Genomic DNA, 25,988 nt, shown 5'->3' on the forward strand with positions numbered 1-25,988 from the left:
TGCTACCGCAAACAGGGCCATTCGTTGGGTGTGCCCAGTCGCTATTTAATCTGTAATATCACTGCATCGGCAGCAGGTACAGTTATGCTCCGTTCTGCGGATAAAGTACGTGTTTCCCCGGAAAAAAGTTCTTTCACGGTAAGACCTTTACCCTTTTTAGCGGGCAGAATGTATTCAGGGATGCTGATCTGCCGCGCCGTATTTCCATAATTGAAGAAGGCTACATGCAATACATTTCCATCCCTGCGATACAGTTGCTCCACTCCTTTGTTTCCGGTATTGCCGATAAGCGGGCGGAAGCCCTTGCCTTTGGCGGTGAGCGCCAGCAGTTCTTTGTTCTGCAGCAGTTTCTTTGCAGTGGCGGTCCATTTCCCGGTACTTGAATAATCATCTCCTGTGATCACAGAACCTGTTACCAGTGCAGAAGCCAGCCTGGCCCTGTTCACGCCATCCTGCTCTTCCACAAATACCACATGGTCCGCATCCGCAAAATCATAGAGATAAGATTGCCACCAGCCATAGCCACTGCTGTTCATGGTATACTCCGTATGTTCCAGCGTGCTCCAGGCATCGCAGGCAATGCGGCGCATATGCACGTAACGGGCCGTTGCCAGGTTGGGAGAAATGGCAGCATACACCAGCATCTTATTATCCAGCACACTGTCAAGGAAATGCATCCCAATTTTGAATGCCTGCATACCGGTAGTCACTTTGGGATCATAGAATCTGTCCGACTCCTGACAGCCATGTCCCAGAAAATCGATCTTGATCATTTCAAAACCGAGGTCCTTCATTTTATTGATAGTATGCACAATACGTTTCTGCGTGGCAGGATGCGTGGGGTCCATCGCGCGGCCTCCGTCGATATCCAGCATGCGGCCATGCTGGGTGGTCCAGGTTTCTTTGTAAGAATATCCCGTGCTGCCTTCTACTCCACGATCAGATTTACCCCAGTCGGCAAAGGGCGTCCAGTATATACCGGGCTTGAGCCCTTTAGCGTTACAATGCGCCACAAACTCTTTCAGCTTGCTCACATCTCCATCGATGCCATATGTAGTGAAATTGTCCCAGAACGCATCCAGATCGATGAACAGGGTACGGTCCGCATTCCTGAACCCTTTGAGACTGTCAGCAAAGAAGTCCACCACTTTCATGGCCTGCTCGAATTTTATTTTCTCTTTCAATACCCCCCAGCTGTTCCAGCCCATGGGTGTTGCCTTTTTCCAGTCCGCAATGGAGCGCGCATGAAGTTTCCTGTTCTGCTTCGCGAAGTTCTCCAGGCCATCGCGCCAGTCCCCACCAATGGTGACAAGGATCCTGGGCGATTCCACCAATCCGTTAACCGGCAGCACTTTACCATGAGGGATCACATCATGGGTAATGGTGCTATCGGTGAAGCCTGACCGGATTTCCAGCTTAGCCGATTTTCCATCAGCGCTTCCTTTCAGCAGGAAACCTGTCTTCCAGTCGTCCTGCTCCAGCGACCCGATCACCACGCCCTGGTTATCTTCCACATTGTAGATGGCCCCCAGTTCACTTCCATTGAAACTGGCATTGGCCAACGGCATGGCATTGTACCTTGCCCACATATCATTATCGAAAGGAATGAAGAGCGCGCGGTTATCTCCCGCTTTGTTCCACTGAAAATTTTCTGTTGTGAATGGAGACATATAACGCATAGCCCCTGAATTACGCACCAGTAACTGCGTCATGAATTCTTCTTTCCCGGGAAATACATAAATGAGTTGTTTCAGGGAAGGATCGTTCGCAAAACTGAACGCATATAATTTTGTTTTACCCAGGTTGGTTTTCATATCACCGATGGTGTACGTGGCTTTGCCCAACTGACGGCTGTCTGCATCCTTGTCTGCGCCATAACGGAATGAAGCATCCTGCACCAGCAGTTTGCCATTCCTGATAATATCGTACACACCCTTTTCGAGTTTATAAACGATCCTGCTGTTTGCGCCTACCGGAATCGTCAGTTCCCGCTGCGCCTTCAGTGCGGCGGGAAATGAAATACAGCAAATTGCCAGTGCTATCAGACCCTTGTTTGCCATAATGAGTTTAGTTCAGATGTTTGGTTGAAAAATATTGTATCAGCCTGCAATACCAAGTGGTGAAAAAAGGATGAACATTCCCACCATCATTGCAAGCAGTATCACATAATACAGGTACCTGTTCTTCCAGGGAGCAATATCCACCGCTGCCTGCCTCGGCAGGTGGAAAGGCTGTGCCAGCGGCCTGATGCGGCCTATAAGCAGCATGATGCCTGTGGTAACCAGGAACAGGATGGCCAGCACGTGCAGGTAATGCATTTTAAGATCGAAGAGAAACTGCGTGGCGGTATACACCACAACAAAAAAGAGGATCCCCACCTTCGCTGCAATGGCCGGAACTTTTTTGGTGAGGAGTCCAACCACCATGATGGTGAACACAGGCACACTGAAAAAGCTCGATACCTTCTGCAGGTAATTATAGAACCCTCCTTCAAAATACATGATATAGGGAGAGAAGAGGATGGCCAGCACCGTAACACTCAGCTGCAGCATCTTCCCGCTGCGCAGGAGCTTCCGTTCATCAGCCTTCTCTCCTTTTCTTTCCATGAATGGCTTGAAAAGGTTCATGGTGAAAAGCGTTCCCGTACTGTTGAGGCCGGCATTGAACGTACTCAACGCCCCACCAAAGACCACAGCCGCCACCAGGCCGATGAATACCGGGGGCAGGATATCGCTCACCAACCTCGGGAATGCCGTGGCCGTATTATCCAGACCTGGATAGAGATGAACGGCAATAAGCCCGGGTACATTCAGCAGCAGTGGCGCAAACAATTTACCCACCACCGCCAGTGAAATTCCTTTCTGGCTTTCGGCCAGGTTCTTTGAGGCCAGGGCTTCCTGCACAATATATTGTTCCATGCCCCAGTAATAGATATTCACCAGCAGCATGCCGGTGAAGATAGTGCCGAAGGGCAGCACATCCCTGGGACCGCCGATTGAATTCAGGTGATCTTTATGTGCCAGCGTCAGTGTTTTTACACCCTGCCAGAGATCACCATTGCCCAGGTATTTGAAACCGAAATACACGATCATACTTCCGCCGATCAGCATTCCGATACCCTGCACCACATCCGTGATGGTTATGGCGCGCAGCCCACCCAGTACATTGTACAGGGCACCCACCACTCCCACTACCAGCACCAGTAATTGTATGGCCGAAAAATAACTGATGCCCAGCCACTGGTCGATATGAAAGATGCCGTTGATAGCTACTGCCGATCCGTACAATACAGATGGAATGAGGTTTACAAAGTATCCGAGCAGGAAGATGATGCTCACGATGCGCTGCGTTTGCGCATCAAATCTTTTGGCGAGAAAATCAGGAGTGGTCACAGCACCGATCTTCAGGTACATCGGCATCATGAACTCGGACACAACCAGCATGGCCAGCACAGAGCTCATGCCCCATGCCATTACAGACATATTGGTGGTGTAAACAAATTCATTTTCCCCGATGAACTGGTTGGCGCTCATATTGGTGAGGAACATGGAGCTGCCGATCATCCAGAAGCCCAGGCTGCGATTGCCCAGGTAAAAACCAACAGGTGTCTGCTGCTGTTTTTTACGCCTGGTCACATAGATGGAAACCAAAGCAGCGGCAACCGTTACAAAGAGGAAGCTGAATAGTATGGTCAGGTTCATAATAAAGCAATCATAAGGATCCCCTTCTCAGGAGAAGTGTGGGAATCACCAGCTGCACTTTCTCACGCGTCAGTACAAACTCAGCTGCTTTTTCCGCCATTACCGCAAAGTCTGTTGAATATGTTGTGATGCCATCGAAGATGATCTCCTTCACCACTTCATCATTATGACTGAGGATACCAACATCCTTACCCAGCCTGAAACCTTTTGCCTTGGCATCTTTCAGCATCTGCCAGAGCTCAGCGTTGTTGATGGTGAAGTACACATATCCTTTCTCGATGGAACCGGCAATATATTCGGTGCGTATCACGCTGTTGATCTTGAAGTCTTTCACGAACTTTTTATAGGCATTGATGATCTCCACCGGCGTGTCGGAAGCCGGGCGGTAGTAATGGATCATCCCCTGGAATTTCCTGATGGCCGGGGCCAGTTTGGAGAAAGCGGCATAAGATGATTTCTCGAACTCCTGCACCACGTATGAGAAATCCCCGGGCATGGGCTGGTGCCTGTCGATCATGATGAATTTGTTCAGGGGCAGCGTATTCAGAATGCCTGCCGTACGTTTATGCGGAATGGGCGCTACCACATACATGCCGTATTTGCCACGCACGCTGGCCACGATACTTTCCAGTACATCGATATTATTGTGATGGAAAAAGATATCGATATGTGCAGTTGCGCCCAGACTGTCCCGGAAGGTTTTATAGAACACTTCCTGGAAACTGTCGAATGCAAAAATGATCAGTGCAATGCGGAGACTGCTCTCTGTATTCTCCGTGGCAACATAAAAACCGATGCGGTTCTTGGATTCAACAATGCCACGGCTCACCAGTTCTTTGTAGCCTTTGGCGATGGTTTCACGGGCGAAACCCAGTTCACGGATGAGGCTGTTGACGGAGGGCAGCATATCCCCTCGCTGTATCAGTTTATCGTTGATGGCATTGATGATACCACGTACCAGTTGTTCGTGTTTAGACAGGCCCTGGATATTCTCTAACTCCCGTACCTGCTCATAAATATTCTGCATAGCAAACAATTAAAATCCCAGTTTTGCAAACTGTCCTATTCTATTCTACCCTGTAAATGTATTTAACTTTCTCCGATTTCAGTGCGATCCCGATATAAAAAGGTCCGGTTTACCTTGTAAACCGGACCTTTTTACATTATACATAATCTGTAACTCTAATAATCCTCCGGCCCTCTTCTCGCGCCAGCGCCACCTTTCATTCCTCCCTGCTCTATCTCTTTATTGATCTCATTGATATCAACAGGTCTTTCCGTGTCATCCCCCATCAGGTACTTCGTGAAATAATCAGCCATCCTCCAGAAGAAATATTCTGTCATATCACCAAAGCCATGTCGCTGACCGGGCAGCAATAACAGGTCGAAGCGCTTGTTGGCTTTGATCAGTGCATTTGCCACACGAATGGAACCTGCAGGATGTACGTTGTTATCGATATCGCCATGCGCCAGCATCAGGTGACCTTTCAGGTTCTTAGCCAGATCCTGGTTCTTTTCAATATTATAAACGAAGGTAGTATCCTTCTCTCCGATCACTTCCTGCACACCATGGTGTTGCTCACTCCACCAGCGGTTGTAAACAGAGTTATCGTGGTTACCTGCTGAAGATACCGCCACTTTGAAGAAATCAGGATATACCAGCATGGCAGCCGTGCTCATGAAGCCACCACCGGAATGCCCGTGAATGCCCACGCGGTTCACATCAAACCAGGGATAACGGTCCGCCAGCTGTTCTGCCGCCGCCTTCTTATCGGCCAGACCATAATCACGCAGGTTGCCATAGCCGTAATTATGATACCATTTGCTGCGTGCAGGGTGACCACCGCGGTTACCCACAGTAACAACTATGAAACCGAGATTCGCCAGCCTGTCTGTACGGTCCATACTGCGCCCAAACGCTTTGTTCACCGCTTCAGTCTGCGGGCCGGGATACACATACTCGATCACCGGATATTTTTTGGTGGAATCGAAGTCCATGGGCTTGTACAATACACCATAGATATCGGTAATGCCGTCATCGGCTTTCACCTTGAATGGTTCGGGGAACTTGAAACCAGTTGCCATCAGTGAAGAAAGGTCCGCTGTTTCGAGGTCCATTATCTTCCGGCCATCCGTTGCATAGAGCGTGGACCTGGGAACCGTGTTCACCCGGGAATAGTTGTCAACAAAATAAGTATTGGGATCATTGATATTCATGGCATGCTCAAATTCACCGGGGTTGAGCAGCTTCAATCCTGAACCATCGAAGTTCACGCGGTAGGCATGCAGATAGTAAGGATCTTCATTGGCTTCTCTTCCGTTGCCGGAGAAATACAGCACACGCTTTTTATCATCGATACCGAGAATATTCTCCGCATGCCAGGTGCCTGATGTGATCTGGTTCTTCATATTGCCATTTTCATCATACAGATAAAAATGCGCCCAGCCATCACGCTCACTCCAGTGAATAAGTTCTTTACCATTGTTCACCAGACCTACCCTGCGCATTTCAATATAAGTATTGAAGCGTTCTTCTATCACGGCTTTCACGGTACCGGTATTGATATCAACGCGACAAACATCCACTTTTTTAAGATCGCGGCCGGTGCGGGTGAACCAGAACTGATCATTGGTGCCGAGCCATCTGAGCGGGCGCCAGTCATCGTCACGGGTACTTGCACTGTCAAGATCTGCCCAGATGTTCAGGTTCTGGTCTTTGAAGAGGGCCACTTTCATTTCCTTACCGGTTTTGGCAACGGCGTCAAATAGATACAGATGATCTTCCGGTGCTTCTTTCTCACCGGCCATCTGGTACTTGTAGGTTTCCAGTGTGGGGCGTGGATCGCTGAGCGAGTTGATCACCCAGAGATCTTTCACCTTGCGGCTGTCTGTCCGGATCAGTGCAAAATGTTTGCTGTCGGGCGACCATCTTGCAAAAGCTGATTTGCGTTTGTTCTTATTGGCTTCCTTCTCCACATTATTCTCATTGCCCATCATGCCACCTGCAGCATGATAGCTGAAATACTCCACCCCATCGGTGGTGATGGCATTCTCCACGATGGTACTGTCGTCTTCCTTCTTCAGCGCTTTCTCATAATTGGCCCTGTCCATCCAGTAGAGGTTGAAGTTCTTTCCAAAAAGAATAATATTTCCATCGGGGGAGATATTGGCCCAGGAGGGTTTGCGTTTTGGCTTTTTGAGTTCAGCCAGCTCAATCAGTTCGCCGGTATTGATATTGTATTCGAAGTAAAAGACTTTCTTTTCTTTTGCGGGAGGCGCACCGGGTTTGGATTTGGCAGCGCCGGCTGCTGTATCTTTCTTTATGAGATCGGCCGTGCTTTTCACTTCAAACTGGATCCAGTTCTCATCCCTTACAAACCTCATACTGTCGATGTTCAGGTGCTGCGCATCGAAGGGGTCTTTCACGATGCGGGTGAGCCTGGCCGCCATATCAGCATTATCGAATAGTTTTTTCTTTTCTCCTTTGACCGGATCAACGATATACCAGTTCCTGCCGGAAGTGGTTTCAAAGGTATACCAGAAGCGTTCGCTTTTCTTAAGCCAGTGCGGATCCACACTGGTACTGAAGATCAGCTTGCTGAGCTTGCGGGGAGCAAAGCGGGCAGCCTGCTGGTAGTTGGCCTTTGTGACCGGCGTTTGTTGGGCAGATACTGATGCAACAAGCAGCAACAGTATCACAGAGCAGATAATTCGCATGTGTTTTGGGGCGATTTTAGTTATAGTTGGTGAAGATCGTTTATGAGACGCTTAAACAGGGAATTTCATCCACCGGTTATCCCAGAATACCGCCTTTTACGTAAACCGGCGACCGGAACGGCCATCAAAAAAAACTTTTACGGGCAGGGCATTAACCGCAATTTTATAGCAGTTATGTATATGCGAAAAATAAGCGGTAAGCCCGGAAAAAAGAAATGGTTTCCTGCTACCGCTGCCAGCTCAGGCAGTCCCGGAAAGGCTGTTTTTTTCTCTTTTCTTTACTGCCTTCCCCGGTCAGATCCGTTCATAAATTGGTAATTTTATTATAGTTTGCGGTCAGGCCCTCATTAGATAGCAACTTGTTGACTAACCAACCATACGAAGAAAGTGAACTGCTTCTGCGGATAGCCGAAGGCGATGAAAGCGCCTTCCGGCAATTGTTTGAACAATACCGTAGCCTGTTCTTTCATACCTGTTTGCAGCTCACCGGCTCCAGGGATGTGGCCGAAGAGGTGGTACAGGAAACCTTTATCAGGATCTGGGAAAAAAGGACTTTTCTTCGGGGCATCCAGTATCCCAAAGGCTATCTCTACAAAATTTTTCAGAACGTTTTATTCGGGTATTTCCGTTACATCGCCAGCCAGCGTAAGGCCCAGGGTTCCATCATTCAGTACTATGAACAGCAGGGATCTGAAGAAGGGCTCAACAACAAGCTGAGACAGGAAGCGCAGCTGGCCATGATTGAAGAATCTCTCAAACACCTTACTCCAGCGCAGCTGAAAGTGTTCAGACTGATCCGCCAGGAAGGCCTGAGCAGGAAGGAAGCTGCCGAGCAACTGGGCATTTCACCCAATACGGTCCGCAACCTGCTGGCCGAAGGGATGCGTGTGCTGAAACAGCATCATCCGGAGATCCATCCTGTGATCCTTTTCTCCGTGATTTTCATCAAATAGAAATTTCCTGAAAAATTTTTCCGTTTTTCATAGTACAACCTTTCCACTTCTCCATTTAACTATAGAATGATTATGGAAACACCGCAGGATCGCATAGTACAATTGCTGGAACGCTACTCCAAACGCACCGCTACCGAAGCGGAACTGACCGAGCTTACGGAGTGGATGGCCAACGCCGCAGATGAAGCGCCCTTCAACAGTTTTGTAGCTGAATTGCTGGAGCAGCAGGCTGCAGGACAGGCGAAGCATTCCGATCCTGACTGGACCATCATCTATGAAAAAGTTCGCGCCGGAAGACCTATGCCCGAGGAAGAGATCCGGGCAGCCACACCGGTCCGCAGTATCCGCAAACGTTGGCTGGCAGCGGCTTCCATAGCCGCGCTGCTGGGAACAGGCGCCTGGCTCTGGAGCATCAGTTCAAAAGAGGTTGCCCCTCCTGCACAGACCGCCGGCATTACCAGGATCGGACCCGGACAGGAAGGTGCTATCCTTACCCTGGCAGACGGGTCCACCATCCTGCTCGACAGTTTAGGCAATGGCTTTGTAGTGAATCAGAGCGGCGTGGAAGTGAACCTGCAGAACGGCGAGCTCAACTACGGAAAGGGGCGTCATTCCGATGCGCTCTCCTACAACTCCATGAGCACGCCCAAAGGCCGCCAGTTCAGACTACAATTGCCGGACGGCACCAGGGTATGGCTCAATGCCGCCAGCTCCATCCGGTATCCTGTTAGTTTTACCGGCGATACACGCCGCGTGGACGTCACCGGTGAAGCCTATTTTGAAGTAGTCACAGACCGAAACAAACCTTTCCTCGTAAACATAAACAACAAAGCCGAAGTGGAAGTGCTGGGCACCAGTTTCAATGTAAATGCCTACACAGACGAACCACAGCTCAGTACCACCCTGCTCAACGGACGCATCCGCGTATCTAAGGCAAATGCTTCAGAACCTGCATCAGGCAAAATGCTGCTGCAACCCGGGCAACAGACGCAATTAAAGGACGGTCAGCTTGAACTGATCACCACGCCGGACATCAGCAAAGTGATGGCCTGGAAAAACGGGCTCTTCAATTTTGAAGGAATGGGCCTCAAAGAAATGATGCGTCAGCTGGAAAGATGGTACGATATAGAAGTGGAGTACGAAGGCAATGTGCCCGATGTGCACTTCTTCGGCAAAATGAGCAGAAAGCTCGACCTCTCAACAGTACTTGCTGCCCTGAAAGGTTTTGGTCTCCACTTCCGCATGGAAGACAGGAAGCTGGTGATCATTCCCTGACAACAGATATATCAACGAAGCTATAGCCGTGAAAATTCAATGATCGCGGTCGGTCAACAAAAAACCGGAAGTGTCTGAAGCACTCCCGGCCGTATTTGTCTGGCTGATCAAATGTAGACTGATACACTTTTCTAAACCAAACATTGCAATTTATGCAAAAAACTGCTTATTGTAGCCGGAGCGATCTGGCTGCAGCCGGCTCCCCTGCGCACGCTCAGTCAAACCCCTGCTCCCTCAAGGCTGAAAATGCTCAACGGAAAAACCGCTCTGCAGCTTTCCGGTTACCGGGCCAAATGCTGCGAATTATGAGAATGACCTCCTTTCTGATGTTGATTTCACTCATGCATGTTGCTGCTGCATCAACATCCCAGACCGTATCGGTGAGCGGAAAGAATCTCACCGTCAGAGAGATCTTCAATGTCATCGAAAAACAAACAGGCTTCCTCGTTTGGGGGAAATCAGAGTTCCTCGACAGTGCCAAAAAGGTAACCATCTCTGCACAGAACATGCAGCTGACGGCCTTCCTTGACAAAGTGGTGGCAGACCAGCCTTTCACTTACAAGATCGCGGGCAACACCATCATCCTTTCTGAAAAGATCTTCAACAGGACTTTCACTCCGCCGATCGTGCTCTTCCAGACAGACCAGAACAGCACCAGGATCACAGGCTTCCTGGTGAATTCAGAAAACCAGGAAAAGATAGGCGCAGCTACTATCGCCATCAAGGGTACCAGGCGCGCCATGCAGTCTGACCCCATGGGAAGCTTCGTGATGAACGATGTTCCCCTCGATGCCACCCTGGTGATCACAACTGTTGGGTACCAGACCATGGAAATAGCTGTACAGGCGCTCATCCGCCAGCAGCCTGAATCCACCGTGCTCATCAAAGGAGGTACCGTGAGAAAAATACCGAACGGTTTCTTTGTTTTCGCCCTGCATCCTGCCCGCGCTGTACTCACCGAAGTGGTGATCAACAACGGTATGTTCACGCGTAACAAAGAAAGTTTCTCCGGGGCTGCCACCGTCTTCACCGGAGCTGAGCTTCGTGCTGTAGGCACCAAAAATGCCCTGCAGAGCCTGAAAACACTGGATCCCTCTTTCATCATAGTGGAGAACAATCTCGCAGGTTCCAATCCAAACAGGATGCCAACCATCGAGATCCGTGGCAGGACCACGCTTACCAATGCCAACCTGAACGATCAGTTCAGCGCTGATCCCAACCAGCCATTGTTCATCCTGGATGGATTTGAAACAACCCTTCAGACCATCTACGATCTGGATATGAACCGCATTGCGAAGATCACCATCCTGAAAGATGCGGCATCCACCGCACTCTATGGCTCCAAAGCAGCCAATGGAGTGGTGGTGGTGGAAACCAAAAGACCCGTGCCTGGTAAGATGCAGGTATCTTATTCTGGCGATTTCAGTGCAGATCTTCCTGACCTCAGCAGCTACAACCTGATGAACGCCGCGGAGAAACTGCAATGGGAACAACTCACCAGTAATTACTCCAGCGCCGATAACAACGCATGGCGTATCGAAGAACGATATGCCGCACGCCGTGCCGATGTTGAACGCGGTGTAAATACCTACTGGCTGCATGAGCCCGTTCAGACAGGTCTTGGTCAAAGGCATTCCATTCAACTGAACGGAGGCAATAGCGACCTGGTGTTCAATGCCGGTGCCACTTACACTAAAAAAGAAGGCGCCATGAAAGGCTCCTCCAGGGAAAACTGGGGAACTAACCTGGTGATGTCTTACAGGAAAGGCAGACTGAATATCACCGAGAACCTGATGCTACAGGGCTCCAAAGGGATTGAATCACCTTATGGCAGTTTCTCTGCTTTTGCTGCTGCCAATCCTTACTACCGCAAAACTGATGCGAATGGTTTCATCAACAGGCAGCTGGACCCCATCTATGATACTTCAGAGATCAATCCGCTGTATAACGCTTCTCTGTACAGTATCAACCAGAGCAGGAACTTCAGCTTCACCAATAACCTGAGAGGGATCTTCACCATCAGCAATGCATTGCAACTGGAAGGCGGCCTTGCTGCAGGTTCCGGCAATTCAGACGTGATCCTGTTTGTTCCTCCGGACAATACTGCTTTCAACGGAATGGAAGAAAACAAAAAAGGAAGCTATACCAGCTCCACCATGAGAAGCAAAACCATGAATGCCTATCTCTCACTGGCATATGGCCAGGTGATCGGCAAAGGAAGGTTGAGCGCCAACCTGCGTGGAAATATCGAGAGCACAACCACTGAAATGGTGGGCTTCAATGCAGTAGGTTTCCCATACGGAACAAACGGCAATCCTTCTTACGCCTATGGCTATGCGCAGTCGTCAAGACCTTCTGCCAGTAATATCACCAGTCGCGGTACAGGCTTCACCTCCAGCGTGAACTATATGTACGACAACCGTTATGGCATTGACCTGGTGTACACCCTCAGCGGCGCCAGCGCATTCGGAAGCAACAAAAGGTACAAGCCCTTCTACTCTGCAGGCGCATCCTGGAATATCAACCGCGAGGGTTTCCTTCGTGATTATACCTGGATCAACAGCCTGCGCCTGAGAGGAAATATCGGATACTCCGGTAACCAGAACCTCGGCAATTTCACCTCTGTATCCACTTATTCGTACCAGTCCACCACCAGCAACTATTTCGGTCAGGGCCTCGCACTGCAATCACTCGGCAGTCCCAACCTGGAATGGTCTAAAACACTGAACGGAAGTTACGGACTGGAATTCTCTTTGCTCAACAACCGCATCGGCGGCAGCATCGAGTACTTCACCAAGCTTACAGACCCATTGTCTGTTCCTGCCGAAGGAACTTTACCTTCCTCTGTTTCGGTGAACAACAGTTATGTGATCAACGTGGGTACGCTCACCACTTCAGGGTGGAACCTGAACCTGCGTTACTCTCCTGTTTACAATATGGAGAAAAGGATCATCTGGACCATCTCTTTAACTGCTGCACAGAACAAGAGCAGGTATGATGGGTTTTCCAACAGGCTTTCCGCCCTCAATAAAGAAGAGCAGGAAAGCAATGGCCTGAGCAGGTATTATGATGGCTACAGCCCCGATGATATATGGGCCGTTGAATCGCTGGGCATCGATCCTGCTACCGGCAGGGAGATCTTCCAGAAGGTGGATGGCACCATCAGTTACGTTTACAACCCTGCGGATATTGTTCGTGTTGGCAACCTCCGCCCTAAAGTGGAAGGAGTGATCACCAATACATTTGCGTACAAGGATTTCACCCTCGGCATCAGTGCCCGTTACAGGGTCGGCGGTTATGTTTTCAACAACGCCCTGTACAATAAGGTAGAGAATACAGGCAGCGTTATCAACAGCTTCGCGCTGGTGATGGTTCGTCCGAACCTCGACAGGCGCGCGCTGTACGACAGGTGGCAGAAACCAGGCGATGTAGCGGAATTCACTGCGGTGAATGCATTCAACTCCAGCCCGATGAGCTCACGCTATGTGCAGAAAGACAATCACCTGGTTGGAGAGTCCATCAACCTTGGCTGGAGAACAAGTGCACCATGGGTAAGAAGACTGCAACTGCAGACCATTGGCGTCAACTTCATTTTGAACGACATCTTCCGCGTGGAGAGCGTGCTCACGGAAAGAGGCCTTGAATATCCATTCGCCAGGACCGCTTCCCTGTCAATCAATCTTTCATTCTAATTCAAACATTACGTATATGAATAGCAGATGTCCCATTATACTTCTACTGAGCGGTTTGCTACTGCTGGGCAGCTGTAAAAAATACCTGGACGTACAACCGGAAACTTCCTACACGGAAACCCAGGTGTACAACAATGAGGCAGCCCTTCAGCAGGCATTCAATGGCCTTTACCTCGATCTGGCCAGCACCGAACTATATGGTTCCTACCTCAGCTCCTCCATGATAGAGTTGATGGCGCAGCGATACAAGCCCGTGACCGATCTCATGGGAGTAAGAGACCTGTCTTCACTGGTGAATTACGATTATGGCGCCCCGCGCATACAGAACCTGATGGACTCCATCTGGAGAAAAGCCTACTCAACAGTACTTGCCACCAATGTGTTCCTCGGTAAAATAGACAATTCCATTGCAGGAAAAGTAGTGTCGGAGCCCGAAGGGAAACTGCTCAAAGGAGAAGCGCTGGCCATCCGCGCCATGCTTCACTTTGATATGCTGCGCCTTTTCGGTCCGGTATATTCCAGCGGCAGCAGCAGTACAGCCATTCCTTACTACACCATTGCAGATGGTAAATTGCAGCCGCTGCTCAGCGCCAGCCAGGTAATGGAAAAAATAATGACCGATTTAACAGAAGCTTCCTCCTTGCTGGCAGCAGATCCCGTGATCACCAACGGTATTGTTTACACCTCCAATTTCTATTCTGCCGCCCGAAATCAACGCCTGAACTATTATGCGGTGAGATCACTGATGGCGCGTGCTTATTTATGGCAGGGAAAAACAACGGAAGCATACAACACAGCACTGTCAGTTATTACAGACGGAGAGAAATGGTTCCCCTGGACAACCCCGGATGCAGTGAATAACCCCACCAATCCAGACAGGGTGTTTTCCCGCGAGATCATTTTCGGAGCAAACAGCGCTTTCCTTTATAACAATTACGACAGGTACTTCAATCCCGCCCTCTGGGACGGCTCCATCCTTGTGCCCGATGGTACCAGGTTCACGGAAGTGTTTGAAGGATTGTTTCAGGATTACCGCGTAGTTCAGACCTGGCTCACCGGCAATGGCAAAGCTTACAGAACATTCTACAAATATGCACCGCTGCCACAAAATCAGAACTGGCGTTTCATTCAACCCCTGATCCGTAAATCCGAACTGTATCTCATCCTGGCAGAAACAGAAACAGATCCGGCAAAAGCACTGGGCTACCTGAATACCGAAAGACGTAACAGGGGCCTCGCCAACCTGGTGAGCGTAAGCAGTATGGCTACAGAGCTCAGAAAGGAATACCAGAAAGAGTTCTGGGGAGAAGGTCAGCTCTTCTTCTATTACAAAAGGATCAATGCCACCGGCGTTCCCAGTGCCTCCATGCCTTACCCATGGGCTACTGTGGATCCCGTATATGCAGTACCGTTACCATTGTCCGAAACCAGCACCCGGTAACAATCCCTAACTGTAAAAAAAGAAACCAATGAACAGATCACTTTATACATTCCTGGCAGGCGGCATGTTGCTGATAGTGGGAGCATCCTGCAAAAAGGAATCACTGCTCACCTACAAATCCGACAATAATATCTATTTCAATTTTATCGAAGGCACCAATCCTGCTACTAATGATCTCGGCAGGCACCAGGACACGCTGGATATCACATTTTCATTCAATGATGCGTCTGTAACAGATACCATCATCAATATCCCTGTTGCAGTAACCGGGGAAGCCAGTGCTGAGAACAGGAATTTCAACCTGATGGTTGACCCTGCTTCCACAGCCAAAGCAGGCACCAATTATGAACTGCCTTCCTCCTTTGTGGTGAGGGCAGGTCTTACCCAGGATACGGTCCGCATCAGGTTCAAGAGAACCCCTGAACTCAAAACCACTGTGCTTTCCCTCCTGCTCAACCTGGCGGATAACGACCAGTTCAAGGCCAACCTCCTTTACAGGAACCGCAGCCCGCAAAGTCAGACCACCCCTATCTATTCAACAGATACGGTCCGGATGAAGACCTTCAAGATCACTGTTGGAGATATGCTGGCTGCAGGCCCGTACTGGCCCAGCTATTACGAATATTCTTTCGGCACTTTCAGTGAAAAGAAAGTGAGGTTGATGAACCAGATTGTAGGCATGCCGCTATCCTTCTGGTCCAAACCAACCACCACTGCACAGGAAAGATCCGATGTTGCATACTACGGAAGCTTTGTTGCCAGGTACCTCAGTGATCAGGCCTACGCAGGAAACACCATTTTTGAAGCAGACGGCATCACGCCCATGAAAATGGGAAACAGGTTCCCTTAATGATGCCCATTATTCACATGCTTACAAATTTTTAACATGAAGAAATTATTGATCTGCATAATAGCCGGTACACTGGTAAGCCTCGCTTCCTGCTACAAGGATAAAGGCAACTATTCGTACCGAGACATCAATGAAGTATCATTTGCCAACATCGATACCACCGCAGGCTATGCCGTTTATATCGGGGACAGTCTGAAAATATCTCCGAAGCTCAACGAAAGTCTGCCTGGCACTGATTACACCTACGAATGGAGCTTCTTCGACAATATCAAAGGAGACAGGATCCTGTCGAAAGAAAAAGACCTCCGGATCAGGATCAACGAGATCCCGGGCACATACAAACTGCAATATCGTGTTGTAGACAAGAGTAATGGAAGGCTCTTTCATGTAAGGACCAATGTACTGGTGAGAACAGCCGTATATGAAGGCTACCTGGTACTGAACGAAGTGAATGGTAAATCCAGGCTCGACATGCTTTCTTACGATGCCACCACCGCTTCATTCAACCAGATCACCGATGTGCTGCATCTCATGGGATCCAACCTGCCTGAACAGGGAAAGCCTATCAAGGTGGTGGCCTCCCGCGTAACCAGTGCTTTTAACTGGTCCGACTCCACTTATGGCATTTACATGGTCACAGAGAGCGGCACCAATAGGGTGCATCCTGAAACCTTTGAATGGAGGCCCACTTACAATATCCGCTATGAGATTGCTGGTGATATTGCACCGGATTTCAAAGCAGGTAACCTCATTTCGGATCCGGCATTCTATTATATATGCATGTACCTGTATTCCGATTACAATATCTATTCACGTGGAGCCGGTGTGGAAATGTACAGTCTTCCGGTGAACAAACTGGAGGGACAGCCGACTTTCAGGGCAGCCCCCTATACGGTTTCCACCGCATCTCAATACCTGATGATGTATGATATCGATGCGCGCAAATTCAATATGCTGCCTTCGCTCAGCAGCTTCACAGCTGTTCCTGCTCCTGTTGCCACTAAGCCGGGTGAGCTGGATTATCCTTCCGGAAGGGACCTGGTATGGATGGATAAAACTCCCAGCAGTTATGCATATGCCATCACCAAAGATGTTGCCGGCAACAACTGTTACATCACCAAGTTCATTCCCGGTTCGCTGCCCGTTTACTCCAAACGCATCAATGGCACCGATATCCACCTGGCCACCAATTTCGCCATGGGCGCTACACCTGAGTACCTCTTCTACAGCGTTGGAGGCAAAGTGTACGAGTATGATCTCTACACGGAAACCAGCAAGCTGATGATCGATAAAGGCTCATCACCGGTGACCTACCTGGCCTTCCAGCAATTCTCTGCCAACAGGAACCCTGCTACTTACGGACAGTGGCTTCGCTGGCTCACAATAGGCTACAGCGATCCTGCCGGAACTGAAGGCACCAATGGAACCCTCGAGCAATATTCCGTTCCCGACGCTAACGAAGCACTGGTACTTCAGAAAAAATGGACCGGCTTCGGTAAAATCAAGAGCGTGAGTTACAGGGAAAGATAACAGGTATAGTCAACCGAAATTCATCACAACATCATTTTGAAGAAATGGACAACCCGATCGTAAAAATTGAAAAACTATCGCACCGGTATACCAGTTCCTGGGCTATCCGCGATATCAACCTCGAGATCAGCTCCAGGGGCATTGTAGGCTTGCTCGGCTCCAACGGCGCCGGAAAGTCAACTACCATGAATATCCTCTGCGGCTCTCTCAACCAAACAGAAGGGAACGTATTCATCAACGGCATCAACCTGCGCGAACAACCCGAACTGGCCAAACAACAGATCGGTTTCCTTCCACAGAACCCGCCGCTGTACATGGACCTCACCGTGGATGAATACCTCACCTATTGTGCAGGGCTCAGACTGATGCCGAAAGAAAAAATGAAACCCGCCATCAAAGAAGCCAAAGAACGCTGCGGTGTAGACCACTTCAGCAATCGCCTGATACGTAACCTCTCCGGAGGTTACCGCCAGCGTGTAGGCATTGCGCAGGCCATCGTGCACAAACCAGCACTGGTAGTGCTCGACGAACCCACCAACGGCCTTGATCCCAACCAGATCACCGAAGTGAGAGCCCTCATCAAAGAGATCGCCTCAGACCGCGCCGTTATCTTCTCCTCACATATTCTCACCGAAGTACAGATCCTCTGCAAGGAAATCAAGATGATCGAAAGCGGAAGGATTGTATTCTCAGACAGTATGGATGCCTTCAACAATTATGTGGAGCCGCATAGCCTGCTGATGCACCTGGAAAATCCTCCTTCAGAAACAGAGCTCGCTCAGGTTCCCGGTGTCACCAAAGTGGAGTTCCTCACAGAACGCCAGGTGCGTGTGCATTTCAGCGGCGAACGAGAGATCACGGAAAGAATGGTGGCAGCCAGCATAGAGAAAGGCTGGAGACTCCAGGAGATCAGTCTCGATAAGAGCGCGCTCGATGAAATCTTTAAACAATTATCCAATCAAACAGCTCAACTGAGTAACTAAAAAAAGAAGAAATGCAAACGATAAGAAGAGTGGCAGGAACAGAGTTACGCACCCTGTTCTACTCCCCTATTGCCTGGTTCGTCCTGGTTGTATTCCTGGTACAGTGCGGCATCGTATATTATGGTCTGCTCGATGGCATTGCCACCCAGCAGGAAATGGGAGGCGTAAGGGCCAGATTTATATCCCAGCTCATGGGACGTGTATTCGTGGGAAGAGGCGCCCTGTTCTCCAGCATCATGCAAAACCTCTACCTGTTCATTCCCCTGCTCACCATGGGACTCATCAGCCGGGAAACCAGCAGCGGTACTATCCGATTACTGTATTCCTCTCCCATTAAAGTTCGTGATATCATCCTCGGCAAATACCTCGCCATGGTGATTTACAGCCTGTTGATGGTAAGTATTGTAGCCATCTTTGTGTTCCAGGGTATGTTCCAGGTAAAAGATGTTGACAGAGGCATGCTGATGACAAGTCTCATCGGTTTCTACCTGCTGCTCTGTACCTATTCAGCCATTGGCTTATTCATGAGCTGTCTTACTACCTACCAGATCGTGGCAGCCGTATGTACTTTTGTTATGATCGGCATACTCGGTTATATAGGCAGCGTTTGGCAGGGTATTGAATTCGTAAGGGATATCACCTACTTCCTGAGTATTTCCGGACGTACAGAAAAAATGCTCCGCGGTCTGCTCACCACAAAAGATGTGATCTACTTCCTGGTGATCATCTACATTTTTGTAGGGCTCAGTATCCTCAGGATCAGGTCAGGCATGGAATCCAAACCAGCTATGGTGAAACTGGGAAGATACTTTGGCGTGATAGCCATCGGTCTCTTTATCGGATATATAAGCTCCAGACCTGCACTCATTGGTTACTACGATGCTACCAATATCCAGGCCAATACCATCCGCCCTAATGTGCAGCAGGTTATTGCCGATCTGGGCGATGCCCCGTTGGAAGTACATACCTACAGCAACCTCATTGCCGGCACAGGCATGCTTGGTGGCGCAGAATTTCACAATACGCTGTTGAGCACCTGGGAAAACTACCAGCGTTTCAAAAAAGGTCATAACATAGACATGAAGAAAACCATCACTTACTATGACAGTACCCTCGACAATCCCTGGATGATGAGTGGTTATGAAGGTAAGAGCCTGAAAGAGATTGCAGAGCACCAGGCTAAAGTAGGTGGTATGAATATGAAAAAAGTGAAGACACCTGAAGAGATGCATAAGATACTTGATCTCAGACCCGAACTGAACAGGTTTGTGATGCAGCTGAAATACAAAGACAGGACCACCTTCCTCCGCATCTTCGACGACCAGATGATGTGGCCCAGTGAAACAGAAATTGCAGCAGCCTTTAAACGCCTGCAATTAGCCAGGCTTCCTAAAGTTGCCTTCCTTACCGGTAATATGGAAAGAAGCATCTTCAAGAAATCAGACAGGGAATATATGAAATTGGCCAGCGCAAAAACTTTCAGGAATTCACTGCTGAACCAGGGATTCGATGTGGATACACTGAGCCTGGAAGACCGGGATGTACCCGCAGATATAGATATCCTGGTGATAGGAGATCCCAAACAGCCTTTCACTGAAGCTGCTTTTGCAAGACTGAAACAATATATCGAAAGAGGGGGTAATCTCTTCATCACCGCAGAACCCATGAAGGACTCGCCGTTACAGCCATTACTGAAAGAGATCGGCGTGGAAATATTGCCCGGACAGATCGTTCAGGAAGACAAAGACCGCGAACCCAACCAGGTAATGCCTGAGTTCACTGATTATGCAGCAGGCCTTTCCAAATACCTGGAAGAACTGAAGAAAGACACCAATGGGTTGAAAGTAGACATGAAAGGGGTTGCAGCCCTTCGCTATACCAACACCGGCAACTTTGATATCCATCCCCTGCTGATGAGTAAACCGAATTACACCTGGAACAGGGTGAAGGACCTTGACCCTGAGACCATGACCAACGCAGTTGGAGGGATCAGAATGATAGGCGGCAGCGGCGAATTCGGCGGACAGGAAGAAGATGCCCCGGCAGCCTCCCTTAAACCAGCCCCTGCAAAAAACACAGTAACCCCTAAACCAGGAACAGTTACTGCCGGCCCTTCAGCACCTGCAGTGCCAGGTAACAATGCAATGGCTGACAGGAAGAAGAAGATCGACTCTGTCAGAAAAGTTCAAACACAGCCTGCCGCGCAGACAGTAAAAAAAGTAGAAGTGATCCAAACGAGTTCACCCACAGCGGCCGTATCCGTTGGCAGGGGCGGAAGACGAGACTTCACCGGTGTGGTTTCATTCAACCCGCAGGATGGTGATGTGAAAGGACCGCTGCCTACTGCACTCAGCCTGAGCAGGAAAGTGAATGGAAAAGAACAACGCATCATTGTTGCCGGCGATGCAGACTTCATGAGGAATGGCTCCATGAATCAGGCAAACGCCATTTTTACAAATACGCTGTTCAACTACCTGACATACGGAGAATTCCCCATCGACACCTGGCGCAAATCCAGGGAAGACAATGCCCTTACAGTCAGCGCCAGTCATGTAAGCACCATGAAGCTCCTGTTCCTCTGGGTACTGCCCGCAGTACTCGTAGCATTTGCTACCATCCTGCTTATCCGTCGTAAAAGGAAATAAAAGAAGATCATGCTATTTACCACAGACAAACAAACGCTTGACGACCTGAATATTTTCGGGAAACATGGAAGCGACTCTCTGTTCAATATCTTCAACCGTTGCGCCACAAGAGGTGGCGCAGCGGTTCTCGAAGAGATGTTCCGCTACCCGCTTTCCGATCATGAGCCCATCAACCGCAGAAGCGCTATCATCAGTTATTTCGCCTCGCTCGATAAAGCCTACCCCTTCCCTTCCACGCATTTCGATGCGATAGAACCATACATGGCCAACCGCGACGAGCGCACCAAGCTCACGCAGGAGAACAATACCCTTACAAGAAAGATGGGCAACCTGATTGCACCGGACAATACCACGCAGATGATCATCAAAGGAGTATCCAGCCTGGTTGATCTCTTACAATCCTGCCGCGATTTCATGCAGGACCTGAACATACCTGACGATCACCCATATGCGCGAGAAAAGGGAACCATCCGCAATATCCTCTACCTGCCTGTGTTTGAAACCGCACTCGGCACCAAAGGCAAACCAGGTTTTGCACAGATAGCGGATCTCGATATCACCTTCCGTTTCCGCTATCGCGAGGAAATACAAAAGCTGCTGCAACGGCTTTATCATCTGGACCTCTACATGAGCATTGCGAAGGTGGCCAAAGAAAGGAATTTCGCCTTTGCCGATGCCCTGCCCGGTGATACACTCAGCGTAAAGCTGGAGCGCGTATTTCATCCGGGTGTCCCAAAAGCAGTGCCCAATAATATCCGCATTCAGCCGGATGGCAATGTGATCTTCCTGACCGGGGCCAATATGGCGGGTAAATCCACTTTCATGAAATCACTCAGCATTGCCATGTTCCTGGCCCATATGGGATTCCCTGTACCCGCGGCCAGCATGGAGTTCTCCGTGATGGATGGAATTTACACCACTATCAACCTGCCGGATAACCTGGGCATGGGAGCCAGCCATTTCTATGCCGAAGTATTACGGGTGAAGAAGATGGCAGCCGAACTGTCAGCAGGTAAAAAACTGTTCATCGTTTTTGACGAGCTCTTCCGCGGCACCAATGTGAAAGATGCTTATGAAGCCACCATCGCAATCACCAAAGGTTTTGCGAGAAGATATAACAGTCTTTTCGTGATCTCCACCCATATCATCGAGGCAGGTGATGTGCTCAGAAAAGACACGCCTAATGTCCGCTTCGTATACCTGCCCACGCGCATGAACGGCAATATGCCTGTATATACCTATACACTGGAGGAAGGCATTACAGACGACAGGCATGGCATGATCATCATCAACAATGAAGGCATCCTCGATATCCTCGAAGCAGGCATTCAACAAACACAACCAGCATGAGCTTCATAACTGATAAACAAACACTGGACGACCTGGGACTGTTGGGTAAATTCAAACAACATTCAGTTTTCAGCATTTTCAATAAAGTGAAAACATCCGGCGGCGAGAGACTCCTCACTGAAATGTTCCACCAGCCCCTTTCAGATGCCGGAGCCATCAATGAAAGAAGCAAACTGTTCAGGTACTTCCAGGATGCCAGGCTACGCTTCCCCTTCGATACCGCCACATTCACGGTTGTGGAGAATTACATGAGCAGTGTGATCTCCGGTAATGCGGTCACCAACCTGGCAGCCATTGCCCGGAAGAAATTTGCCGGCGCCTTCCTGCACGACGACCAGTACAGGCAACTGCAAAACAACCTGAGCGCCACCATTGCCGCCCTGGTTGAAATGCGTGAGCTGGTAAATAAACTGGATATCCCCATGACCCAGGCGGCCCGCCGCATCTTTGCAGACAAAAAACTGCAATGGATCGGAGAAACCGCTGGTACAGCCCTTTCTGTAATGAGCACATCGCGTTATGATTCACTCCTGCGTAATACCCTGCGCAAGGAAATGGAAGTATTGCTGGATACCATCTACCATCTTGACGTATACATTGCCGTTAGTTCAGTCTCCCGCGAAAGAGGCTTTCATTATGCTACGGCATTGCCAGCTTCCGCCAATCTCATAGAAAGTTCAGCGCTCCGTCACCCCGGCCTCACCAATGGCGTGGCCAATCCTGTGCATCTCAACGGAAACTCCAACCTGCTCTTCCTCACCGGCGCCAATATGGCCGGCAAATCCACCATCATGAAGAGTTTCGGTATTGCGGTTTACATGGGTCATATGGGTTTTCCGGTGGCAGCGGCAAATATGCGCTTCTCCATACGTGACGGACTTTATACCAGCATCAATGTACCTGACAACCTGAACATGGGTTACAGCCACTTCTACGCGGAAGTGCTCCGGGTAAAGAAAGTGGCAGAAGAGGTGAGCAGCCGCAAAAACATGATCGTGATCTTTGATGAGCTCTTCAAAGGCACTAATGTGAAAGATGCTTATGACGCCACCCTTGCCTGTACCGTTTCTTTTGCCCGGTACCGCAACTGTGCCTTCATCATTTCCACCCATATCATTGAAGTGGGTGAAGAATTGAAACAATACAGGAATATCAAGTTCGGATACATGCCTACGGTGATGAAGGGTAATACCCCCACCTATCCGTATACCCTTACGGAAGGGATCACCAGCGACAGGCAGGGCATGCTTATCATAGAAAATGAAAAAATTCTGGAAGCTCTGTACTCATGATCTGTTGGCAGACCTGTTACGCTGGCTGACCGTTTGGTCAGCCTTTTTTATTTCAACGGTTCGAACCCTACGCATAAACAACTGAAAAACAAACTAATAAAAAATTATTAAAAAAAACTTCGACAACGGCGCTTATATTTTTCCATACCGGTCATAAACAAATAGAGCCCCTTTCCGGGGCCACCAGGAAAGCCTGATCCTGCAAATCGAAAATCCGGGTTTTAAAATAATTGTTTATGAAAAAGCTCCTGTTTTACATTCTCTTCGTTTTTGTCTCCGGTCTTTCAGCTTCAGCCCAGACCATCAACCCTTCCTGCTTCTCCAATGCGAAATGCTGGACCATCACCCGCGTTGAAAACACCACAGACGCTACCGTGGTATACCTGCAGTTTTACACTTATAAAAGTGATTATAAATTCTTCATCAATCCCGGTATGTATATTGAACAATACAACAAAACCGGGTCTGCCAGGTATACCATCAAAAGTTTCGACGGCCATGACCTTAACACGATGTACTCCGTAAAGCCTTTTACCACCTATTATTTTGTACTTAGATTCCAGCGGATACCTGATTACTGGGCTGATATCAATATTGCAGAGCCCGCCACAGCAGGTTACAATGCCTGGTACTGGAAATATGTATCTCTCAACAGGCCGGAATCCGAGCGCCTGAAACTGGATGATTTTCTCAGGAAGATGGTGCTTGATTTTTGCAAGGCCTTTGCCCATCCTACCAATACCCTCAGGAAATACACTTACTCCGTAAACAGGAATATGATCAACCTGACCATGTATTATGAAGGAAATATCGTTACTGATCTGGAGTTCAGTTTCGATGGCAAACTGGTAACCGATGTTTCCGTGGTATACGATAATGACTTTATCAATCCCTTCTCTCTCCTTACAGTGATCAGGGAATGGATCATGGAGAATGATTCTGATGGTGAAAACACGGATATGCTGGAAGAACACTTTTCCAAAACCATCCGCGAAATGACAGGCCGCCAGTTGGCAGCCGTAGCCCTCACCATCTTATGGAATACCGGAAAATGACCGCTGAATGAAAATGGGATTTTCTGATTATCTTTAGTTTATTCCTCATTTCTTCCCCTTACTATGGACTGCAACGTTATCCTTCAGCCCCACATACTGGTAAAGATTTGTCAGACTGGTGAGCCGCCGGAAATGAACAGATTATTCAAATGCTTCAATGAGATCTTCTATCTCAGGTTTGAAAAATTCGCCTACAGCAATTTTTACATCCCTGAGCCTGGTCTGATCAGGGATGCATTTACAGACGGCACTGTGGCCTTTTACCTGAAAGTAAGAACCCAGGGCTTCCAGGAAAGAGGGGCCACCGTGGATACGGTACTGATGGAGTTTTGCAGAAGAAGCCTGCTGGCCCTGTTCAGGGGAGCCAAAAAGGATTGGGAGATGCATAGTTACCAGGACCCCGTAGTATTCAACCAGAGCGCTACCGCAGACGAAGAAACGAAGGCCGCTATTGTGGAAGCGGAATTAAAGGATGCCACACTGGACAAAGCATGGCAAATGCTGGGAGAGAAATGCAGACAGATACTACTCTACCGGAAGATAGAGAAACGGGAATTGACGGAAATTGCAGCAAAGACCGGGCTCAGCCCCATCAGCGTGAGCGATAAAGTGCATAAATGTTTCAATAAGATCAAAGAGCTGGTGCAATCAATTAACCCGGTAAAACCACAGCATTAATGGACATTACAATACAACAACAGGAAAATATACAGCGCTACCTCGATGGAGAGCTGGACGCAGCAGCAGCCGGAGCATTTCTCCGGGAAGTGGAAGCGGACAAGAACCTGGCACAGGCACTGGACATTGCCACGCAGATCCGGAATGCCCCCTTCCTGCTGGTACAACATGAAGATGCAGCCGCCATCCGCGCCATGGCCATCCAAGCCGGAGAGGAATGGGAAAACGAAAGAAAAGCAGTTGCAGCCGCTCCCGTTAAAAAAATGAATATCCGGAGAATGTACTGGCTGGCCGCCGCAACAATAGTAGCGCTCAGTTCCGTCTGGTTATTGTGGACACTCTCCGAAAACACGGCACCTCCTTCTCCCGATACCCTCTTCGCCAGGTATTATAAAAAGGAGCCCGCTCCACCTCAGAAGCCTGATGAACTGAGAACGGAACTGGAGCAATATGAAGCAGGTAATTATGAGCCTTTCCAGGAACTCAATATCGAAAATATTCCCAAAGGACGTGGAGCTGGCGATGATCAGCAGATAGAAGAAATGGCGCATTATTTCCGAGGGCAATCCGCTATTGAAAAAGGAAATTATGAAGATGCTGCCGTTGACCTGCAATGGGTGATCAGTAACACTACCCAAAAAGAATTACGCGCAAAAGCAGAATGGTACCTGGCGCTGGCAATGCTGAAAAGAAATGACAGAAACGCTGCGGTTAAACTACTGGAATCCGTTGCAGGAAATGAGGCAGCGCCTCACAGGAAAGAAGCAGCAAAACTGCTGAAGCTTCTGAAGAAATAATCCGGTACCTGGTACCCTTATTTTTTTCC

Annotated in this window: 17 protein-coding genes; 13 read left to right on the forward strand and 4 right to left on the reverse strand. The window is 49.1% G+C overall.

Features of this window, described 5'->3' with window-relative positions:
• Nucleotides 1-41: 41 nt before the first annotated feature.
• From ACTHMC_RS19050 to ACTHMC_RS19065, 4 genes are all read right to left on the reverse strand, one after another.
• Entirely contained in the window at nucleotides 42-2,060 is a 2,019-nt protein-coding gene (locus ACTHMC_RS19050) for a hypothetical protein (protein ID WP_440415484.1), read from the reverse strand.
• A gap of 39 nt (nucleotides 2,061-2,099) precedes the next feature.
• Nucleotides 2,100-3,701: a solute:sodium symporter family transporter gene (locus ACTHMC_RS19055; RefSeq protein WP_440415485.1), complete on the reverse strand. Its 1,602-nt coding sequence runs from the start codon at nucleotides 3,699-3,701 to the stop codon at nucleotides 2,100-2,102.
• A 10-nt stretch (nucleotides 3,702-3,711) separates the two neighbouring features.
• Nucleotides 3,712-4,728 (reverse strand): GntR family transcriptional regulator, encoded by a 1,017-nt coding sequence (locus ACTHMC_RS19060; RefSeq protein ID WP_440415487.1) that lies wholly within the window; start codon nucleotides 4,726-4,728, stop codon nucleotides 3,712-3,714.
• Between the two features lie 155 nt (nucleotides 4,729-4,883).
• Nucleotides 4,884-7,418 carry a DPP IV N-terminal domain-containing protein gene (locus ACTHMC_RS19065; RefSeq protein ID WP_440415489.1) on the reverse strand — a complete coding sequence of 845 codons (2,535 nt, stop codon included), beginning with the start codon at nucleotides 7,416-7,418 and terminating at the stop codon, nucleotides 4,884-4,886.
• 359 nt (nucleotides 7,419-7,777) lie between these two features.
• On the opposite strand from ACTHMC_RS19065, the gene ACTHMC_RS19070 reads away from it, so the two are divergent.
• The 13 genes from ACTHMC_RS19070 to ACTHMC_RS19130 all read left to right on the forward strand — a co-directional run bounded on the left by ACTHMC_RS19070 (nucleotide 7,778) and on the right by ACTHMC_RS19130 (nucleotide 25,959).
• A complete protein-coding gene (locus ACTHMC_RS19070; protein ID WP_440415491.1) occupies nucleotides 7,778-8,371 on the forward strand; it encodes an RNA polymerase sigma factor in 594 nt (197 codons plus the stop codon).
• 72 nt (nucleotides 8,372-8,443) lie between these two features.
• Entirely contained in the window at nucleotides 8,444-9,646 is a 1,203-nt protein-coding gene (locus tag ACTHMC_RS19075; RefSeq protein ID WP_440415493.1) for a FecR family protein, read from the forward strand.
• Nucleotides 9,647-9,951: 305 nt separating this feature from the next.
• A complete protein-coding gene (locus ACTHMC_RS19080; protein WP_440415495.1) occupies nucleotides 9,952-13,338 on the forward strand; it encodes a SusC/RagA family TonB-linked outer membrane protein in 3,387 nt (1,128 codons plus the stop codon).
• Nucleotides 13,339-13,354: 16 nt separating this feature from the next.
• The gene (locus tag ACTHMC_RS19085; RefSeq protein ID WP_440415497.1) at nucleotides 13,355-14,779 is read left to right on the forward strand and encodes a RagB/SusD family nutrient uptake outer membrane protein; all 1,425 of its coding nucleotides are present in this window, start codon (nucleotides 13,355-13,357) and stop codon (nucleotides 14,777-14,779) included.
• A gap of 28 nt (nucleotides 14,780-14,807) precedes the next feature.
• On the forward strand, nucleotides 14,808-15,629 hold the full coding sequence (locus ACTHMC_RS19090) for a DUF4843 domain-containing protein (protein WP_440415498.1): 822 nt from the start codon (nucleotides 14,808-14,810) through the stop codon (nucleotides 15,627-15,629).
• Between the two features lie 36 nt (nucleotides 15,630-15,665).
• The gene (locus ACTHMC_RS19095) at nucleotides 15,666-17,159 is read left to right on the forward strand and encodes a PKD-like family lipoprotein (protein ID WP_440415500.1); all 1,494 of its coding nucleotides are present in this window, start codon (nucleotides 15,666-15,668) and stop codon (nucleotides 17,157-17,159) included.
• 44 nt (nucleotides 17,160-17,203) lie between these two features.
• Nucleotides 17,204-18,142: an ABC transporter ATP-binding protein gene (locus tag ACTHMC_RS19100; RefSeq protein WP_440415502.1), complete on the forward strand. Its 939-nt coding sequence runs from the start codon at nucleotides 17,204-17,206 to the stop codon at nucleotides 18,140-18,142.
• An 11-nt stretch (nucleotides 18,143-18,153) separates the two neighbouring features.
• Entirely contained in the window at nucleotides 18,154-20,787 is a 2,634-nt protein-coding gene (locus ACTHMC_RS19105) for a Gldg family protein (protein ID WP_440415503.1), read from the forward strand.
• 9 nt (nucleotides 20,788-20,796) lie between these two features.
• Nucleotides 20,797-22,137, forward strand: a complete 1,341-nt coding sequence (locus tag ACTHMC_RS19110) for a MutS-related protein (RefSeq protein WP_440415505.1) — start codon at nucleotides 20,797-20,799, stop codon at nucleotides 22,135-22,137.
• Nucleotides 22,134-23,429, forward strand: coding sequence for a MutS-related protein (locus ACTHMC_RS19115; RefSeq protein ID WP_440415507.1), 1,296 nt, complete (start codon nucleotides 22,134-22,136; stop codon nucleotides 23,427-23,429). The genes ACTHMC_RS19110 and ACTHMC_RS19115 overlap by 4 nt, the downstream gene beginning before the upstream one ends.
• A gap of 236 nt (nucleotides 23,430-23,665) precedes the next feature.
• A complete protein-coding gene (locus ACTHMC_RS19120; protein ID WP_440415508.1) occupies nucleotides 23,666-24,484 on the forward strand; it encodes a hypothetical protein in 819 nt (272 codons plus the stop codon).
• A gap of 132 nt (nucleotides 24,485-24,616) precedes the next feature.
• Nucleotides 24,617-25,162 (forward strand): RNA polymerase sigma factor, encoded by a 546-nt coding sequence (locus tag ACTHMC_RS19125; RefSeq protein WP_440415509.1) that lies wholly within the window; start codon nucleotides 24,617-24,619, stop codon nucleotides 25,160-25,162.
• Complete coding sequence (locus tag ACTHMC_RS19130; protein ID WP_440415511.1) at nucleotides 25,162-25,959, forward strand: tetratricopeptide repeat protein; 798 nt, start codon at nucleotides 25,162-25,164, stop codon at nucleotides 25,957-25,959. The genes ACTHMC_RS19125 and ACTHMC_RS19130 overlap by 1 nt, the downstream gene beginning before the upstream one ends.
• Nucleotides 25,960-25,988 lie beyond the last annotated feature (29 nt).

Source organism: Pseudobacter sp. (genome assembly GCF_051955275.1).
GTDB lineage: Bacteria > Bacteroidota > Bacteroidia > Chitinophagales > Chitinophagaceae > Pseudobacter.

Coding starts and splice junctions, on each gene's coding strand:
- ACTHMC_RS19050 (WP_440415484.1), bottom strand. CDS start 2,060: ATGGCAAACAAGGGTCTGATAGCACTGGCAATTTGCTGTATTTCATTT.
- ACTHMC_RS19055 (WP_440415485.1), bottom strand. CDS start 3,701: ATGAACCTGACCATACTATTCAGCTTCCTCTTTGTAACGGTTGCCGCT.
- ACTHMC_RS19060 (WP_440415487.1), bottom strand. CDS start 4,728: ATGCAGAATATTTATGAGCAGGTACGGGAGTTAGAGAATATCCAGGGC.
- ACTHMC_RS19065 (WP_440415489.1), bottom strand. CDS start 7,418: ATGCGAATTATCTGCTCTGTGATACTGTTGCTGCTTGTTGCATCAGTA.
- ACTHMC_RS19075 (WP_440415493.1), top strand. CDS start 8,444: ATGGAAACACCGCAGGATCGCATAGTACAATTGCTGGAACGCTACTCC.
- ACTHMC_RS19080 (WP_440415495.1), top strand. CDS start 9,952: ATGAGAATGACCTCCTTTCTGATGTTGATTTCACTCATGCATGTTGCT.
- ACTHMC_RS19085 (WP_440415497.1), top strand. CDS start 13,355: ATGAATAGCAGATGTCCCATTATACTTCTACTGAGCGGTTTGCTACTG.
- ACTHMC_RS19090 (WP_440415498.1), top strand. CDS start 14,808: ATGAACAGATCACTTTATACATTCCTGGCAGGCGGCATGTTGCTGATA.
- ACTHMC_RS19095 (WP_440415500.1), top strand. CDS start 15,666: ATGAAGAAATTATTGATCTGCATAATAGCCGGTACACTGGTAAGCCTC.
- ACTHMC_RS19100 (WP_440415502.1), top strand. CDS start 17,204: ATGGACAACCCGATCGTAAAAATTGAAAAACTATCGCACCGGTATACC.
- ACTHMC_RS19105 (WP_440415503.1), top strand. CDS start 18,154: ATGCAAACGATAAGAAGAGTGGCAGGAACAGAGTTACGCACCCTGTTC.
- ACTHMC_RS19110 (WP_440415505.1), top strand. CDS start 20,797: ATGCTATTTACCACAGACAAACAAACGCTTGACGACCTGAATATTTTC.
- ACTHMC_RS19115 (WP_440415507.1), top strand. CDS start 22,134: ATGAGCTTCATAACTGATAAACAAACACTGGACGACCTGGGACTGTTG.
- ACTHMC_RS19120 (WP_440415508.1), top strand. CDS start 23,666: ATGAAAAAGCTCCTGTTTTACATTCTCTTCGTTTTTGTCTCCGGTCTT.
- ACTHMC_RS19125 (WP_440415509.1), top strand. CDS start 24,617: ATGAACAGATTATTCAAATGCTTCAATGAGATCTTCTATCTCAGGTTT.
- ACTHMC_RS19130 (WP_440415511.1), top strand. CDS start 25,162: ATGGACATTACAATACAACAACAGGAAAATATACAGCGCTACCTCGAT.